The organism is Pseudomonas sp. UBA6323 (assembly GCF_002439135.1).
GTDB lineage: Bacteria > Pseudomonadota > Gammaproteobacteria > Pseudomonadales > Pseudomonadaceae > Aquipseudomonas.
This window is the reverse complement of record NZ_DJSX01000041.1, coordinates 1-16,721: the sequence shown is the minus strand read 5'-3', so window position 1 is coordinate 16,721 and position 16,721 is coordinate 1. Positions and strand designations below refer to the sequence as shown.

The following is a 16,721-nucleotide window of genomic DNA, read 5'->3' as shown; positions in this document are numbered from 1 at the left end:
CTTAGTGGTCAGGAAGCTGAACTAAGTTTCGGAAGTTTCCGAAAATTTATCCCGCAACCGATCCAATGCTCGCTTGTAGCGCATCTTCGTTGCGCTCAAGCCCATGTGCATGATGTCCGCAATCTCTTGAAACTCAAGTTCTGCGACAAAACGTAGCACAAGAATCTCGCGATCGATCGGGTTGACGTGTACCAACCATCGATCAAGACCGCCTCGCTCCTCGACTTTGGGTGTCTTCTCGTCGGAAGCCTCTTCGAGCGGATCCAAACTCAAGGCGTCAATCAATCGACGCTTGCGCCGCTCTTTTCGATACTGGGTAATGCATTCATTGTAGGTGATGCTGTAAAGCCAGGTTTTGAATTTGGATTTACCCTCAAAGTTTTTAAGGCCATAAAGTACTTTGAGCATCACCTCCTGACAGACATCGTCCGCATCCCTTTCGTTCCCTAAATAACGTGCACAAACGTTAAAGAGAGTTCGCTGGTAGCGTCGCATCAGCTCTTCATAAGCACGAGTGATGTGAAACAGCTCGTCGTGGGCGCGCGCCACCAGCTCTTCATCGGTGAGCTCGCGGGGGTCATAGCGCGTGGGCGGGGTTTGAGCTTTGTTCAAAACGAGTCGGGCCGACGGTCAGGACGAAAAGTGCCCGGCAGGTCACGCCTGCCGGGCAGCTACATAAAATAACAGATTGGCGTCAGCGACTGTTCACGCGTTGTTCGAGCATCACTCGATTGGCTACCGATACCAGCTCACCGGTATCGGTCAACAGGGTGGTCTTCACTGTGCCGATCTCTTCGATCTGGCCTTCGACCTCACCAACCTGCACTTGTTGCCCGACCTGATACAACTCGCGCACATAGATGCCGGCCAGGATCTGGCTGGCGATATCGCGGCTGCCCAAACCCAGTGCCAGCGCCACTGCCAGGCCGACGGAGATCAGCACGATGGCGATGACGTTGTTGAGCAAATCGGTCTTGACCTCCAGCTGGCCGATGGCCACGGAGATGCTGATGATGATCACCAGCCCCTGCGCAACGCGCCCCAGGCCATTGGCGTATTCGAGGCCCACGCCTTCGGCGGCGCCACGCACCAGGCTGCTGACCAGCTGCGCCAGGAGCACGCCGGCGAGCAGCACCAGGGCCGCGCCGAAGACCTTGGGCAGGTACAGCGCCAGCACATCGAGGGTCGCGGAAACCCGTTGCAGCCCCAGCGATTCAGCAGCGGAAACCAGGAAGATCAGCAGCACGAACCAGTAGACGATCTTGCCGATCAGGGTCGAGACCGAGGCGTGGATACCGACGCGAGCCAGCAGCTTGGTCAGACCGGTACCCATCATCAGGCGATCCAGGCCAACCTTGCCGAGTAGCTTGGACAGCAGGGTGTCGAGCAGTTTGGCGACGACGAAGCCAAGCAACACCAGCACCAATGCGACGAACAGGTTGGGAATGAATCCGGCAACCTTGGTCCACAGTGCGGTCATCGCGGAGATCAGGCTTTGGGTCCAGGGGTCGAGTTCCATTTCAGTCGGCCTTATCAGCAGAAGCAGAGGATTGGGTACGGCGCGATACCGGCGCGACATGCGCCGAACCGTTGTTCAGGGCGATCATCAAGGCCTGCGCCCAGTGGCCCATCAGGCTGAACAGGTCACCAGCGCCGACCTGCCGGTTGGCGGTCTTGAGAACGCGGTGCAGGCAGGCATCGTCGTCATGGCTGGACGGCGAGGACTTGAGCAAATCGCGTAGAGACTCTTCGAATGGATCGTGCATGCGCACCTCACGGGATGTCACGGCTAGACGCAGTAGCCGGCGGATGAGTCACACATCACAGCCAACGCCAACGGCGAAAAAGCAGCAATTGCCCCACCGCCAGAACGACCATCAGGCCGCAGGCGATGAAGAAACCGATCGGATTGTCCGCCCCGGGAATGCCGCCAACGTTGATACCCAGCAGCCCGGTGAGGAAGCTCAAAGGCAGGAACAGCCCGGTGATCACCGTGAAGCGGTACATGATCCGATTCATGCGTTCGCCAAGCCGGCTGCTCTCCGCCTCGAGCACCAGACCAACCCGTTCCCGAATCAGCTCCAGCTCCTCCAGATAGCGCGTCAGCCTGTTGTTGAGTTCATTCCAATAATCGTCATCGTCTTCGACGAACCAGGGCTGCTTGTTGCGTGCCAGCTGCGCATAGAGATCACGCTGCGGCGAGAGAAAGCGACGCAAGCTGGCCGCACGCCGACGCACCTGCAGCATCAAGCCGTGATCGGGACGATAGCGCTCATCGCCATCGAGACCATCCTCCTCGCCGTCGAGCTGCTCGCTCAACTCGGCGACCAGATCATCGACGCGGCTGGTCAGGTGACGCGCCAGCTCCAGCAGCAGCTCGGAAGAGGTTTTTGGCCCCTTGCCCGCCAGCAGATCGGCAATCAGTGCATCGGTCGCCAGCAGCGGTCGCAGGCGCAGGGAAATCACCCGCCGGGCATCGGCAAAAATGCGCACCGACACCATGTCTTCGGGCTCGGCGCCCGGGTTACGGTTGACCCCGCGCAGGAAGATCAACATCTCGTTGTCCGGCAGCGGCAAAAGACGCGGCCGGGTGTTCTCTTCCAACAGCAGGTCGCAGCTGAATTCGTCCAGCCCACTACTCTCGCGCAACCAGCGCTGTGACTGCGCCTGGCTGCGATCCCAATGCAGCCAGAGGCTCTCATGCTCGCCCAGCTGCAGGCCGTCCAGTTCGTCGCGACTGATGCTGCGCGCACCGCCACGGCCATCGAGTACGAAGGCGTGCAGCAGCGCCGAATCCTGATCCAGCATCGGCTTATTCCGGCATCTTGAGAGCTTGCGGGGAGACGATTACACCGTTGTTGTCGGCGTACAGGTAATCGCCCGGCTTGAAGGTCACGCCGCCAAAGGTGACTGGCACGTTCAGGTCGCCAATGCCGCGCTTGTCGGTTTTCATCGGGTGGCTGGCCAGCGCCTGCACGCCCAGGTCGGTCTGGGCGATGACGTCAACATCACGAATGCAGCCATACACCACGATGCCTTCCCAGCCATTCCTGGCAGCTTTCTCGGCCAGCATGTCGCCCAGCAGCGCGCGCCGCAGCGAACCACCACCATCGACGACCAGCACCTTGCCCTGCCCGGGCAGATCGACCTGCTCCTTCACCAGGGAATTGTCCTCATGGCACTTGATGGTGACGATCTGACCGCCGAAGGAATCGCGGCCGCCGTAATTGGCGAACATCGGCTCGACCACCTGGATCAGTTCCGGGTAGGCATCGCACAGATCGGGGGTGATGTAGTGCATGACACAACTCCTTGCGACAATGGATGAAAAGGCAGCCACCTTCATGGACCCGCTCGAGGCGGTGCAAGCGCAACACCTCGCTCGCAATGAACGGCGAACGAGCGCCAGCCCTGGAAATGACCACGCGCACACGATGCGTCACATAGTACCGGTAAGCATCCGCTGAAGAAACGTCCTTGGCCGCTCAAGCACCTGCTATAGAAGCCTCGACGAACTCGGCAGGCAAGTGCAGATGCCGTAGCCAATGTTCGGCAATTGGCCAAACCTCGCGCTGGGCCTCCTTGCTGACCAGCATTTCGATATGCCCGAAGTCACTGGCGAAACCTTGGTTCTTGCCTAACAGCAGAAAGTGCCTCCGCGCGGCGCTGCACTGCTCAAGCAGCTTGCGGCAAGCCCAGGCAGGATCATCGGAATCAGCCGCAGCCGCCACGGCCAGAATCGGTACGCGCACCTGGGCAAGACCCGCCCACCAGTCCTGCTCGCCGTCGCCGAATCGCCCGAACAGCCTGAGCCAGCGCAGGGTTTCCCGTGCCAGGCCGATCGGCTCGTCTTCAGGCCCACGCTTCAGGCGACGCCCGGAAAGATAGGGAAAGGCGCGCAGCAGCAGGCGCGCGCCCCACTCTACTGGCGGCACCTTAAGCGGCCAGTAGATGCGGCTGATCTGGCTGCCGAACAGCGCAGCCGAGCGCGCGCGAGATTGCTCGAGATAACCGCCGCCCAGTGCAGCTGCCAGAATTACCCCTCCCAGGGAGTGGCCGACCCAGTGCGCAGGCTGCCCGGACTGCTCGAAAATGAAATCGGCGATGGCCGGCAGGTCGTAGCGCACGTACTGCGCCACGCTGTTGTCGCGATAGTCTTCGTTGCGCGGCGACAGACCATGGCCGCGCATTTCGGCGATCCACACGTCGAACCCGGCGCGCGCCAGATAAGCGCCGAGGCCGATGCCCTTGGGCGAATACCAGAAACGTCGGTTGGAGAAGCTGCCATGCAACAACACCACGGGCACGCCGCGCGCACCTTCGGCGCCTGGCCGGCCAAGCCGGGTCAGGGCCAGCTCGACGCTGGAGTCCGGGCTATTGTTGGGCTTGAGAAGGTAGACGTCCTCGCTGAGGTCGCCACGTAGTTCGGCGCTGATCAGGGCGACGGGGAAAAGCTCACTACTGCTTTGCATGGATCGAAAAACCGCAATGGCGCTGCGCCACAAAGAAGAACGGAACCCACAAAAAACCGCCGGAGCGACTGTGAAATCGCTGGCGACGGCTCTGGTGACTGTCAGGGCTGAACAACCAGAAAAAAGGGCGGGATCGACCCGCCCTTCTTCCGGCCGCTACTGATCTCAGGCGGGCTGCGCCTCGGCCAGGAAGAACCAGGTGTCGAGGACCGAATCAGGGTTCAGCGAGACGCTCTCGATGCCCTGCTCCATCAGCCACTTGGCCAAGTCCGGGTGATCCGAAGGGCCCTGGCCGCAGATGCCGATGTACTTGCCGGCCTTGTTGCAGGCGGCAATGGCATTGGCCAGCAGCTTCTTCACCGCCGGGTTACGTTCATCGAACAGGTGAGCGACGATGCCGGAGTCGCGGTCCAGGCCCAGGGTCAGCTGGGTCAGGTCGTTGGAACCGATGGAGAAGCCATCGAAGAACTCAAGGAACTCTTCGGCCAGAATGGCGTTGGACGGCAGCTCGCACATCATGATGACCTTCAGACCATCCTGACCGCGCGCCAGGCCATTGCTGGCCAGCAGTTCGACCACTTGCGAGGCCTCGCCCAGGGTGCGCACGAAGGGCACCATGATCTCGACGTTGGTCAGGCCCATCTCGTTGCGCACTTTCTTCAGCGCCCGGCACTCGAGTTCGAAGCAGTCACGGAACGATTCGCTGATGTAGCGCGAGGCGCCACGGAAGCCCAGCATCGGGTTTTCTTCTTCCGGCTCGTACAGCTTGCCGCCGATCAGGTTGGCGTACTCGTTGGACTTGAAGTCCGACAGGCGCACGATGACTTTCTTCGGCCAGAACGCTGCGGCCAGGGTGCTGATGCCCTCGACCAGCTTCTCGACGTAGAAGTCGACCGGATCACCATAACCGGCGATGCGCTTCTCGACGCTGTCCTTGATCTCCGGCGGCAGGCTGGAAAAGTTCAGCAGCGCCTTCGGGTGCACGCCGATCATGCGGTTGATGATGAATTCCAGGCGGGCCAGGCCCACGCCTTCGTTGGGCAGCTGGGCGAAATCGAAGGCGCGATCCGGGTTACCGACGTTCATCATGATCTTGAACGGCAGCTCGGGCATGGCGTCGACCGAGTTCTTGCGGATGTCGAAGCCCAGCTCACCTTCGAAGATGAAGCCGGTATCGCCTTCAGCACAGGAGACTGTGACACCCTGGCCATCCTTCAGCACGCTGGTGGCGTTGCCGCAACCGACCACGGCCGGAATGCCCAGCTCGCGGGCGATGATCGCCGCGTGGCAGGTACGCCCGCCACGGTTGGTGACGATGGCGCTGGCGCGCTTCATCACCGGCTCCCAGTCAGGGTCGGTCATGTCGGAAACCAGCACGTCGCCCGGCTGCACCTTGTCCATTTCGGACACATCGTGGATCACCCGCACCTTGCCGGCGCCGATGCGCTGGCCGATGGCGCGACCTTCCACCAGAACGGTGCCCTTCTCTTTCAGCAGGTAGCGCTCCATCACGGTGGCGCTGGAGCGGCTCTTCACGGTTTCCGGACGGGCCTGCACGATGTACAGCTTGCCGTCATCACCGTCCTTGGCCCATTCGATGTCCATCGGGCGGCCGTAGTGTTTCTCGATGATCAGCGCCTGCTTGGCCAGCTCGCTGACCTCGGCGTCGGTGATACAGAAGCGTGCGCGCTCGGCACGGTCAACCTCGACGGTCTTGACCGAACGACCGGCCTTGGCTTCGTCGCCGTAGACCATCTTGATCGCCTTGCTGCCCAGGTTGCGACGCAGAATCGCCGGGCGGCCAGCCTCCAGGGTCGGCTTGTGCACGTAGAACTCGTCGGGGTTCACCGCGCCCTGCACCACGGTCTCGCCGAGGCCGTAGGCCCCGGTAATGAACACCACGTCGCGGAAGCCGGACTCGGTATCGAGAGTGAACATCACGCCGGCGGTGCCGGTTTCCGAACGCACCATGCGCTGCACACCGGCGGACAGGGCGACCAGCTTGTGGTCGAAGCCCTGGTGCACGCGGTAGGCGATGGCGCGATCATTGAACAGGGAAGCGAACACTTCCTTGGCAGCGCGGATCACGTTGTCCACACCGCGGATATTGAGGAAGGTTTCCTGTTGGCCTGCAAAGGAGGCGTCGGGCAGGTCTTCGGCGGTGGCGGAGGAACGCACGGCCACGGCCATGTTGTCGTTGCCGGCGCTCATTTCGGCGAAGGCCTTGCGAATATCCGCATCGAGTTGGGCCGGAAATTCGGCGTCCATCACCCACTGGCGAATCTGTGCGCCAGTCTTGGCAAGAGCGTTGACGTCGTCGACATCGAGTGCGTCGAGCGCAGCGTGGATCTGCGCGTTCAGGCCGCTCTGCTCGAGAAAGTCGCGATAGGCCTGAGCCGTAGTGGCGAAACCGCCGGGAACCGAGACGCCGGCGCCAGCCAGGTTACTGATCATCTCGCCGAGGGATGCGTTCTTGCCCCCCACATGCTCAACATCGTGATTGCCGAGCTTATCGAGGGAAACTACGTACTCTACCAAGGTGATCTCTCCACTAAGATGTTGGAAAAGCTCAGAATTCGCGTAAAGCCAGCTGCGCATCGGCCATGCTGCGTTAATAGCAGGCTCCAGCTCGCAAGCCTTTGCACAAATTCTCGGGGGGCTGGATGCTCTGGCGGCGAACTGCCGCAAGATTGTGGCCTTGCCCTTGAATAAGTAACAATGCCGAAACCCCATGGGGCCGGCGGAAAACGCGGCCTATCATAGCCAAGAATCGATCTCAGCTTAAGGCCTTTGGCGCAAATGAAACGAACCGCTTTCTTCATCTCCGACGGCACTGGCATCACGGCCGAAACCTTGGGCCAGAGCTTGCTCGCGCAGTTCGAGAATATTCAATTCACCAAACTTACGCGTCCTTATATCGACAGTGTCGATAAAGCGCGCGCCATGGTACAACAAATCAACGCCGCCGCCGAAAGGGACGGTGTACGCCCGATCATCTTCGACACCATCGTCAATCGCGATATTCGTGCGATCCTCGACACCGCAAATGGTTTCATGATCGACATCTTTTCCACCTTCCTCTCGCCACTTGAACAGGAGTTGAGCTCGCACTCCTCCTACTCCGTCGGCAAGTCGCACTCCATTGGTCAGCATTCCAACTACATGGAGCGCATCGAGGCGGTGAACTTCGCACTGGACAATGACGACGGCGCGCGCACCCACTATTACGACAAGGCTGATTTGATCCTGGTGGGCGTCTCACGCTGCGGCAAAACGCCCACCTGCCTGTATATGGCCATGCAGTACGGTATTCGCGCCGCCAACTATCCGCTGACCGAAGACGACATGGAGCGCCTGCAGCTTCCCGATTCGCTGAAAAAATACCGCGAAAAGCTGTTCGGCCTGACCATCGATCCGGATCGCCTCACCGCTATCCGCCACGAGCGCAAGCCCAATAGCCGCTATGCCAGCTATGCCCAGTGCGAGTTCGAAGTGCGCGAAGTGGAGAGTCTGTTCCGCCGTGAAAACATCGCCTTCATCAACTCCACGCATTTCTCGGTCGAGGAAATCTCGGCCAAGATCCTCGTCGAGAAAGGCGTCGAGCGCCGGCTCAAATAAGCTGTAGGAGCGGTTTTATTCGCGGAATCCAATCGCGAATAAATTCGCTCCTACAGGCCTGCCGCTCATAACTGCTCTACTGGCACTCGCACCCAGCCTTCCATCAGGATGCGCGCACTGCGGCTCATCACCGCCTTGGTCACGGTCCACTGACCATCGACGGACGCGGCCTGAGCACCGACACGCAAGGTGCCAGATGGATGGCCGAAACGCACCGCCTCTCGCTCACCGCCGCCTGCGGCCAGGTTGACCAGCGTCCCCGGTATCGCCGCCGCGGTGCCAATGGCCACCGCGCAGGTGCCCATCATCGCGTGGTGCAGCTTGCCCATGGAAAGCGCACGCACCAGCAGATCGACCTCGCCGGCCTTCACATTCTTGCCACTGGATGTGCGGTAATCCTTGGGCGGGCTGACGAAAGCGACCTTCGGCGTGTGCTGACGTGTCGCAGCCTCCTCAGCCGTTTTTATAAGTCCCATCCGTAGCGCTCCGGCAATGCGGATCTGCTCGAAACGCGCCAGTTGCGCCGGGTCGCCGTTGATGTCTTCACGCAGCTCGGTGCCCTGATAGCCGATATCCACGGCATTGACGAAGATCGTCGGAATGCCGGCGGTGATCATGGTCGCCTTCAGGGTGCCGATGCCTGGCACATCGAGGTCATCGACCAGGTTGCCGGTGGGGAACATCGAGCCACCCTCCTCGCCGTCATCCGACGGATCGAGAAATTCCAGCACGATCTCCGCCGACGGGAAGGTTACGCCGTCCAGCTCGAAGTCGCCGGTTTCCTGCACCTGGCCGTCAGTAACTGGCACATGGGCGATGATGGTTTTCTGAATATTGGCCTGCCAGATACGCACCTCGCAGGTGCCGTTGTCGGGTATCCGTGCAGGATCGACCAGACCGGCATGGATGGCGAAGGCACCGGCAGCGGTGGACAGGTTGCCGCAGTTGCCGCTCCAGTCGACGAAGGCCTTGTCGATGGAGACCTGACCATAGAGGTAGTCGACATCGTGCTCGGCCTGGCTGCTTTTCGACAGGATCACGCACTTGGAGGTGCTCGAGGTGGCGCCGCCCATGCCGTCGATCTGCGCCGCGTAGGGATCGGGACTGCCGATCACGCGCATGAACAGTTTGTCACGCGGCTCGCCCGGCACTTGGCAAGGCTCGGGCAGATCCTGCAGGCGAAAGAACACGCCCTTGCTTGTACCGCCACGCATATAGGTGGCGGGAATTTTCACTTGCGGCAGATAAGCCATGAGTGCAGTCCTGATAGGAAATGATGATGCTCCTCGGATTTCATCCGAGCTACGCGCTAGCGCTTTTTGTAGGAGCGAGCTCTGCTCGCGAATAGCCTCGCTGAGAAGCTTCGTTCGCGAGCAGAGCTCGCTCCTACAGAAGGCGTACCGACCCGCTTACGGGCCGGTCGTCACATCACGCCACCGCGCCTTCAAGGAAATCCTTGGCGAAGCGCTGCAGCACGCCACCGGCGTTGTAGACGCTGACATCGGCTGCGGTATCCAGACGGCAGGTCACCAACACCCGAACCACTTCACCATTGCGGCGATTGACCACCAGGATCAGGTCGCAACGCGGCGAGATATCGCCCTCGATGTCATAGGTCTCGGTGCCATCCAGGCCCAGGGTCAGGCGTGTGGTACCTGGCTTGAACTCCACCGGCAGCACGCCCATGCCCACCAGGTTGGTGCGGTGAATGCGCTCGAAGCCTTCGGCAACGATCACCTCCACCCCCGCCAGGCGCACGCCCTTGGCCGCCCAGTCCCGCGATGAGCCCTGGCCGTAGTCGGCGCCGGCGACGATGATCAGATTCTGCTTGCGGTTCATGTAGGTCTCGATGGCCTCCCACATGCGCATCACCTTGCCCTCGGGCTCGACGCGGGCCAGCGAGCCCTTCTTCACCTGCCCGTCGACCACGACCATCTCGTTGACCAGTTGCGGGTTGGCGAATGTGGCGCGCTGCGCGGTGAGGTGATCACCACGGTGGGTGGCGTAGGAGTTGAAGTCCTCCTCCGGCAGGCCCATTTTCGCCAGATACTCGCCCGCAGCCGAGTCCGCCAGGATGGCGTTGGACGGCGACAGGTGATCGGTGGTGATGTTGTCCGGCAGGATTGCCAGCGGCAGCATGCCCTTGAGCGTGCGTTCACCGGCCAGTGCACCTTCCCAGTACGGTGGGCGGCGGATATAGGTCGACATCGGCCGCCAGTCGTAAAGCGGGCTCTCGGCCTCCTGCACGTTGCCCAGGTCGAACATCGGGATATAGATCTGCTTGAACTGCTCCGGCTTTACCGACGCGGCGACGATGGCATCGATTTCCTCGTCGCTCGGCCACAGGTCCTTGAGGGTAATCGGATTGCCCTGCGCATCGCTGCCCAGCGCATCCTGCTCGATGTCGAAACGCACGGTGCCGGCGATGGCGTAGGCCACCACCAGCGGCGGCGACGCCAGGAACGCCTGTTTGGCATAGGGATGGATGCGCCCGTCGAAATTGCGGTTGCCCGAGAGCACGGCGGTGGCGTACAGGTCGCGGTCGATGATTTCCTTCTGGATCACCGGGTCGAGCGCGCCGGACATGCCATTACAGGTGGTGCAGGCGTAAGCGACGATGCCGAAACCGAGCTTCTCCAGCTCTGGCAACAGGCCAGCCTCTTCCAGATACAGCTTGGCGACCTTGGAGCCCGGCGCGAACGACGTCTTCACCCAGGATTTGCGCACCAGGCCCAGCGCGTTGGCTTTCTTCGCCAACAGACCGGCCGCAACCACGTTGCGCGGGTTGGAGGTGTTGGTGCAGCTAGTGATGGCGGCGATGATCACCGCGCCATCGGGCATCAGCCCTTGCGCTTCTTCGCCCTTGCCAGCTTGCAGTTTGGCTTCGTCGGCGATGCCGCGCTCGGCCAAAGCCGCAGTCGGCAGGCGGCGGTGCGGGTTGCTCGGGCCGGCCATATTGCGGCCCACGCTGCCCAGGTCGAAGCGCAGCACGCGCTCGTACTCGGCGGTTGTCAGCGCGTCGCTCCACAGCCCGAGGGTCCTGGCATAGTTCTCCACCAGCGCTACCTGCTCCGGCTCACGGCCGGTGAGCTTGAGGTAGTCGATGGTCTGGCCGTCGATATAGAACATCGAAGCAGTGGCGCCGTATTCCGGGCACATGTTGGAGATGGTCGCGCGGTCGCCAATGGACAAGCTGTCGGCGCCTTCGCCAAAGAACTCGACCCAGGCACCGACCACGCGCTCCTTGCGCAGGAACTCGGTCAGCGCCAGGACGATATCGGTGGCGGTAATGCCAGGCTGACGTTTTCCGGTGAGCTCGACGCCGACGATATCAGGCAGGCGCATCATCGACGGATGGCCGAGCATCACCGTCTCGGCTTCCAGGCCGCCAACGCCAATGGCGATCACGCCCAGGGCGTCGACGTGCGGGGTATGGGAGTCGGTGCCGACGCAGGTGTCGGGGAAGGCGATACCGCCGCGCGCCTGGATCACCGGGCTCATCTTCTCCAGGTTGATCTGGTGCATGATGCCGTTGCCGGCCGGGATCACGTCGACGTTCTTGAACGCGGTCTTGGTCCAGTCGATGAAGTGGAAGCGATCCTCGTTGCGGCGATCCTCGATAGCACGGTTCTTCTCGAACGCATCTGGGTCGAAACCCGGCGCTTCCACGGCCAACGAGTGGTCGACGATCAACTGGGTCGGCACCACCGGGTTGACCTTGGCCGGATCACCACCCTTTTCGGCGATGGCGTCGCGCAGGCCGGCCAGATCGACCAGTGCGGTCTGGCCGAGAATGTCGTGGCAGACCACGCGCGCCGGATACCAGGGGAAATCCAGGTCACGCTTGCGGTAGACCAGTTGCTCCAGCGCGGCACTCAGGTCCTGCGGGTCGCAGCGGCGCACCAGTTGCTCGGCAAGCACGCGCGAAGTGTACGGGAGCTTCGCCCAGGCGCCGGCCTGGATCGCCTCGACCGCCTCACGGGCGTCGAAGTAATCCAGCGCGGTGCCGGGCAGGCGCTTGCGGTATTGGCTATTCACGGTGTCGTTCATGGTTATTTACGATCCTTGAGCGGCACGAACTTCAGGTCTTCGGGGCCTGTGTAGTTGGCGCTCGGACGGATGATCTTGCCGTCGATGCGCTGCTCGATGACGTGAGCGGACCAGCCGGCGGTGCGGGCGATGACGAACAGCGGGGTGAACATGGCGGTGGGCACACCCATCATGTGGTAGCTCACGGCGCTGAACCAGTCGAGGTTGGGGAACATCTTCTTGATCTCCCACATCACGCTTTCCAGGCGCTCGGCGATGTCATACATCTTGGTGCTGCCCTGCTCCACGGACAGCTCGCGGGCCACTTCCTTGATCACCTTGTTGCGCGGGTCGCTGACGGTGTAGACCGGGTGACCGAAGCCGATCACCACTTCTTTGCGCCCTACCCGTTCGCGGATATCGGCCTCGGCCTCGTCCGGGCTGTCATAGCGCTTCTGCACCTCGAAGGCCACTTCGTTGGCGCCGCCGTGCTTGGGGCCGCGCAGTGCGCCGATGGCGCCAGCGATGCAGGAGAACAGGTCGGAGCCGGTGCCGGCAATCACCCGCGAAGTGAAGGTCGAGGCATTGAACTCGTGCTCGGCGTACAGGTTGAGCGAGGTATGCATGGCGCGCACCCAGGAATCGCACGGCTTCTCGCCATGCAGCAAATGCAGGAAGTGGCCGCCGATGGAGTCGTCGTCGGTTTCAACGTCAATGCGCTTGCCGTTATGGCTGTAGTGGTACCAGTACAGCAGCGCCGAGCCGAGGGAGGCCATCAGCTTGTCGGCAATGTCGCGGGCGCCCGGATGGTTGTGATCATCCTTCTCCGGTGCCAGGCAGCCAAGCACGGATACCGCGGTGCGCATCACGTCCATCGGGTGCGCCGAGGGCGGCAGTTGCTCCAGAGCCGCCTTCACCCCGGCCGGCAGACCGCGCAGGGCTTTGAGCTTGGCCTTGTAGCCAGCCAGCTCGGCGACGTTGGGCAGCTTGCCGTGCACCAGCAGATGGGCAATCTCCTCGAACTCGCAGCGGTTGGCGAAATCGAGCACGTCATAGCCACGGTAGTGCAGGTCGTTGCCGGTGCGACCGACGGTGCACAGCGCGGTGTTACCGGCGGCGGTGCCGCTCAGAGCGACGGATTTCTTCGGCTTGAAGCCAGGGGTGGTTTCGGTGGCGCTCATGGTTATCTCCTCGACTCTTCTTGTTCTGCTTAATGTCAGCGGTAGCGGGCCGTAGCGCAGGAGCGGATTCATCGGCGAATCGCGAATAAATTCGCTCCTGCATAAGCGAACCCGTGTGCAGCTTTACTTCTTGCCAGCGGCGAACAGCGCGTCGAGCTTCTGCTCGAAGGCGTGGTAGCCGATGCGGTCGTACAACTCGGCGCGGGTCTGCATCAGCTCGATCACGTCTTTCTGGTGGCCGTTCTGGCGAATGGAGGTGTAGACACTTTCCGCCGCCTTGTTCGCCGCACGGAACGCGGACAGCGGATACAGCTGGATGGCGACGCCGACCGAGGCCAGCTCGTCGCGGGTAAACAGCGGCGTGGCGCCGAACTCGGTGATATTGGCCAGCACCGGCACCTTCAGCGCCTCGACGAAACGCTTGTAGGTCGGCAGGTCGTAAGCGGCCTCGGCGAAGATTGCATCGGCGCCGGCCTCGACATAGCGCTGGCACCGTTCGATGGCGGCGTCGATACCCTCAGCCTGGATCGCGTCAGTACGAGCGATAAGAAAGAAGTCTGGATCGGTCTTGGCGTCAGCAGCGGCGCGCACCCGGTCGCACATTTCCTCGCAGGAGACGATCTCCTTGCCCGGACGGTGGCCGCAGCGCTTGGCGCCGACCTGATCTTCGATATGCGCGGCGGCGGCGCCGGCCTTGATCAGGTTTTTGATGGTGCGCTCGATGTTGAAGGCCGAAGGACCAAAGCCGGTATCGATGTCTACCAGCAGCGGCAGATCGCAGACATCGGTGATACGGCGTACGTCGGTGAGCACGTCATCCAGGGTGTTGATGCCCAGGTCCGGCAGCCCGAGCGAGCCGGCCGCGACGCCACCGCCAGACAGGTAGATGGCACGAAAGCCTGCGCGCTTGGCCAGCAGTGCATGATTGGCGTTGATCGCGCCGATCACCTGCAGCGGTTGCTCTTCGGCGAGGGCCTGGCGGAAACGCTGGCCGGCGGAAAGCTGGGTCATGAATCACCTCGGGTCTTGGATGAAGTAGCGAGCGCTTCGGTGTAGTGGCGCTCGATATTGCGCTTGGAGGCGCCGATGTGACGGCGCATCAGCAGTTCGGCCAGTTCGCCGTCACGGTCGGCGATGGCATCGAGAATGCGGTGGTGTTCGGCGAAGGCCTGGTGCGGCCGATTAGGCGTCGCGGAGAACTGCAGGCGGTACATGCGCACCAGTTGGTACAGCTCGTCGCACAGCAGCTTGGCCAGGGTGCGGTTGCCGCTGCCCTGGATGATCCGATAATGGAAGTCGAAGTCGCCTTCCTGCTGGTAGTAACCGACGCCAGCCCTGAACGCGGCGTCCTGCTCGTGCAGCTCCAGCACCCGGCGCAGTTCGTCGATCTCGTGCTGGGTCATGCGCTCAGCGGCCAGGCGGCAGGCCATGCCTTCGAGGGACTCACGGATTTCATACAGCTCGATCAGCTCGGCATGACTGAGCGACACCACCCGCGCGCCCACATGCGGTACGCGCACCAGCAGTTTCTGCCCTTCCAGGCGATGGATCGCCTCGCGCAGCGGCCCCCGGCTGATGCCGTAGGTACGCGCCAACTCCGGCTCGGAAATCTTGCTGCCGGGGGCGATCTCACCTTTGACGATGGCAGCCTGGATCAGGCGAAAGACGTGCTCGGAAAGTGTTTCCGAATCCACCTGAGGCGTTGTTGGCGCTTCCGATTCAAGCAACATGATTGTCGACACCAAGAGCTTTCAGTGGCAATAAAACTACGCCACAAAGCCAAAACCGTCAAAGCAGACCAAAGTATTGTCGACAATATTTTATTCTCGCCGCCGTGCCCGAGCCTTGACCTTACTTGCAGAAAGCTACATAAGCTGCTGTCAGCACGGAAAATCCCCATGTTAGAATCCGCGCATTCACGCCCGGCTAACGCCTGTTGCCATGCCTGCTAGACTTCCCGGCAGACGGTTATATGGCAGTATGCCGCCAGACGCTGTCGCTCACCCGCCCCTGGCAACACCTTCTCAAGGACCCATGAGACTGAAACCCTTCTCCCTGTTGCTCTGCCTGCTGACCTTGTCCTGCCCGGCTCTGGCCATGGGCAAGTCGATCTATGGCCTGAACGAATACATTCACATAGAAGAACTGGACCTGCAGGTAGCGGCCAAGCTCGACACCGGCGCCAAGACCGCGTCCCTCAGCGCTCGCGACATCAAACGCTTCAAGCGTGACGGAGAAACCTGGGTGCGTTTCGTGCTGGCCATCGACGACGCCCACGAGCGGACCATCGAGCGTCCGCTGGCGCGTATCAGCAAGATCAAACGACGTGCGGGCGACTTCGACCCCGATGAAGACAAGACCTACACCGCACGCCCGGTCATCGACCTCGAACTGTGCATGGGGCATACCCTGCGCACGATCGAAGTGAACTTGACCGACCGAAGCGCATTCCAATACCCGCTTCTGATCGGCTCCGAAGCGCTCAAGCACTTCGAGGCCATGGTCGATCCAAGCCTTAAATACGCGGCCGGCAAACCCGACTGCACCGACGACGCAACCCCTGGCGAGTAATTCCCATGCGCTCTCTGAACCTGCATCTGAAAGTCCTGATCACCCTGCTGGTGACCTTGGGCGTTCTGATTACGGCATACCAAATCTTCATTCTCGGCATCCCGATGACCGAGGACGAGACCGACGATCTGTGGAACATCGACGCCAAGGTCGAATTCCAGGCGACCCCGCGCGAGCCGGTGAAGCTGCAGATGTTCGTACCGCCGTTGAACCAGGATTACGTGAGCCTCAACGAAAGCTTCATTTCCAACAACTACGGCGTCAGCGTCAACCGTGTCGACGGCAACCGCCGCGTCACCTGGTCCGCCCGTCGCGCCAGTGGCAAGCAGACCCTCTACTACCGCCTGGTCCTGACCAAGCGCTACAGCGGCGAACAGCCGCCGGCCAAAGGCCCGATCTTCCGCGACAGCATCCCGGTCGAAGGCCCCGAGAAGATCGCAGCCGAAGCCCTGCTCGCGCCGATCCGCCAGCATTCGGCGGACGTCGAAACCTTCATCAGCGAGACCATCAAGCGCGTTAACAACGTAGGTGACGACAACGTCAAGCTGCTGCTCGGCGGCGACGCTTCCACCGCCAACAAGGCCAAGGTGGTCGACCTGCTGCTGTCCATCGCCCACGTGCCGATGGAGCGCGTACACACCATTCGCCTGCTGGCCGAAGTGGCTCAATCGCCAGAGCTGTGGCTGCGCAGTTTCAACGGCCAGAAGTGGCTGTATTTCAACCCGGAAACCGGTGAACAGGGCCTGCCGGCTGACCGCCTGGTCTGGTGGATCGGCGATGGTGAACTGGTCAGCCTCGAGGGCGGCCGTCAGGCCGCCGTCAGCTTCAGCCTGAACAACAGCGAGATGAA

At 61.7% G+C, this 16,721-nt stretch carries 16 protein-coding genes; 4 read left to right on the top strand and 12 right to left on the bottom strand.

All coding sequences use genetic code 11. From position 1 onward, the window contains the following. Window positions 1–21: 21 nt before the first annotated feature. The 7 genes from sigX to ppsA form a co-directional block, all read right to left on the bottom strand. Entirely contained in the window at window positions 22–612 is a 591-nt protein-coding gene (sigX, locus tag B3P22_RS09105; protein WP_275545208.1) for an RNA polymerase sigma factor SigX, read from the bottom strand. An 82-nt stretch (window positions 613–694) separates the two neighbouring features. Then, the gene (locus tag B3P22_RS09100; protein WP_013715734.1) at window positions 695–1,519 is read right to left on the bottom strand and encodes a mechanosensitive ion channel family protein; all 825 of its coding nucleotides are present in this window, start codon (window positions 1,517–1,519) and stop codon (window positions 695–697) included. A 1-nt stretch (window position 1,520) separates the two neighbouring features. Continuing rightward, window positions 1,521–1,772 carry a CrfX protein gene (locus B3P22_RS09095; protein ID WP_172825358.1) on the bottom strand — a complete coding sequence of 84 codons (252 nt, stop codon included), beginning with the start codon at window positions 1,770–1,772 and terminating at the stop codon, window positions 1,521–1,523. A 49-nt stretch (window positions 1,773–1,821) separates the two neighbouring features. Continuing rightward, window positions 1,822–2,808 (bottom strand): zinc transporter ZntB, encoded by a 987-nt coding sequence (locus tag B3P22_RS09090; protein ID WP_296270725.1) that lies wholly within the window; start codon window positions 2,806–2,808, stop codon window positions 1,822–1,824. A gap of 4 nt (window positions 2,809–2,812) precedes the next feature. Continuing rightward, window positions 2,813–3,301: a ribonuclease E activity regulator RraA gene (gene rraA / locus B3P22_RS09085; RefSeq protein ID WP_197855808.1), complete on the bottom strand. Its 489-nt coding sequence runs from the start codon at window positions 3,299–3,301 to the stop codon at window positions 2,813–2,815. Window positions 3,302–3,485: 184 nt separating this feature from the next. Next, a complete protein-coding gene (locus B3P22_RS09080) occupies window positions 3,486–4,472 on the bottom strand; it encodes an alpha/beta fold hydrolase (RefSeq protein ID WP_296270724.1) in 987 nt (328 codons plus the stop codon). 165 nt (window positions 4,473–4,637) lie between these two features. Then, window positions 4,638–7,010: a phosphoenolpyruvate synthase gene (ppsA, locus tag B3P22_RS09075; protein ID WP_197855810.1), complete on the bottom strand. Its 2,373-nt coding sequence runs from the start codon at window positions 7,008–7,010 to the stop codon at window positions 4,638–4,640. Here ppsA and B3P22_RS23725 point away from each other — a divergent pair. Both B3P22_RS23725 and ppsR read left to right on the top strand, forming a co-directional pair. Further along, window positions 6,957–7,184 carry a hypothetical protein gene (locus B3P22_RS23725; protein ID WP_349681628.1) on the top strand — a complete coding sequence of 76 codons (228 nt, stop codon included), beginning with the start codon at window positions 6,957–6,959 and terminating at the stop codon, window positions 7,182–7,184. The two genes, ppsA and B3P22_RS23725, sit on opposite strands and share 54 nt — an antisense overlap. Window positions 7,185–7,271: 87 nt before the next feature. Beyond that, a complete protein-coding gene (gene ppsR / locus B3P22_RS09070; RefSeq protein WP_296270723.1) occupies window positions 7,272–8,090 on the top strand; it encodes a posphoenolpyruvate synthetase regulatory kinase/phosphorylase PpsR in 819 nt (272 codons plus the stop codon). A gap of 65 nt (window positions 8,091–8,155) precedes the next feature. On the opposite strand, the gene prpF is transcribed toward ppsR, so the two are convergent. The 5 genes from prpF to B3P22_RS09045 form a co-directional block, all read right to left on the bottom strand. Beyond that, the gene (prpF, locus tag B3P22_RS09065) at window positions 8,156–9,343 is read right to left on the bottom strand and encodes a 2-methylaconitate cis-trans isomerase PrpF (protein ID WP_296270722.1); all 1,188 of its coding nucleotides are present in this window, start codon (window positions 9,341–9,343) and stop codon (window positions 8,156–8,158) included. A gap of 175 nt (window positions 9,344–9,518) precedes the next feature. Further along, window positions 9,519–12,128, bottom strand: a complete 2,610-nt coding sequence (gene acnD / locus B3P22_RS09060; RefSeq protein ID WP_296270780.1) for a Fe/S-dependent 2-methylisocitrate dehydratase AcnD — start codon at window positions 12,126–12,128, stop codon at window positions 9,519–9,521. 14 nt (window positions 12,129–12,142) lie between these two features. Beyond that, complete coding sequence (gene prpC, locus B3P22_RS09055; protein ID WP_296270721.1) at window positions 12,143–13,300, bottom strand: bifunctional 2-methylcitrate synthase/citrate synthase; 1,158 nt, start codon at window positions 13,298–13,300, stop codon at window positions 12,143–12,145. A gap of 123 nt (window positions 13,301–13,423) precedes the next feature. Then, the gene (gene prpB, locus B3P22_RS09050) at window positions 13,424–14,311 is read right to left on the bottom strand and encodes a methylisocitrate lyase (RefSeq protein ID WP_296270720.1); all 888 of its coding nucleotides are present in this window, start codon (window positions 14,309–14,311) and stop codon (window positions 13,424–13,426) included. Beyond that, complete coding sequence (locus B3P22_RS09045) at window positions 14,308–15,030, bottom strand: GntR family transcriptional regulator (RefSeq protein ID WP_296270719.1); 723 nt, start codon at window positions 15,028–15,030, stop codon at window positions 14,308–14,310. The genes prpB and B3P22_RS09045 overlap by 4 nt, the downstream gene beginning before the upstream one ends. A 304-nt stretch (window positions 15,031–15,334) precedes the next feature. Here B3P22_RS09045 and B3P22_RS09040 point away from each other — a divergent pair, with 304 nt between their 5' ends. Continuing rightward, window positions 15,335–15,871, top strand: a complete 537-nt coding sequence (locus B3P22_RS09040) for an ATP-dependent zinc protease (RefSeq protein WP_296270718.1) — start codon at window positions 15,335–15,337, stop codon at window positions 15,869–15,871. Window positions 15,872–15,876: 5 nt separating this feature from the next. Continuing rightward, a partial coding sequence (locus B3P22_RS09035; protein WP_296270717.1) for a UUP1 family membrane protein occupies window positions 15,877–16,721 on the top strand: 845 nt, incomplete at its 3' end.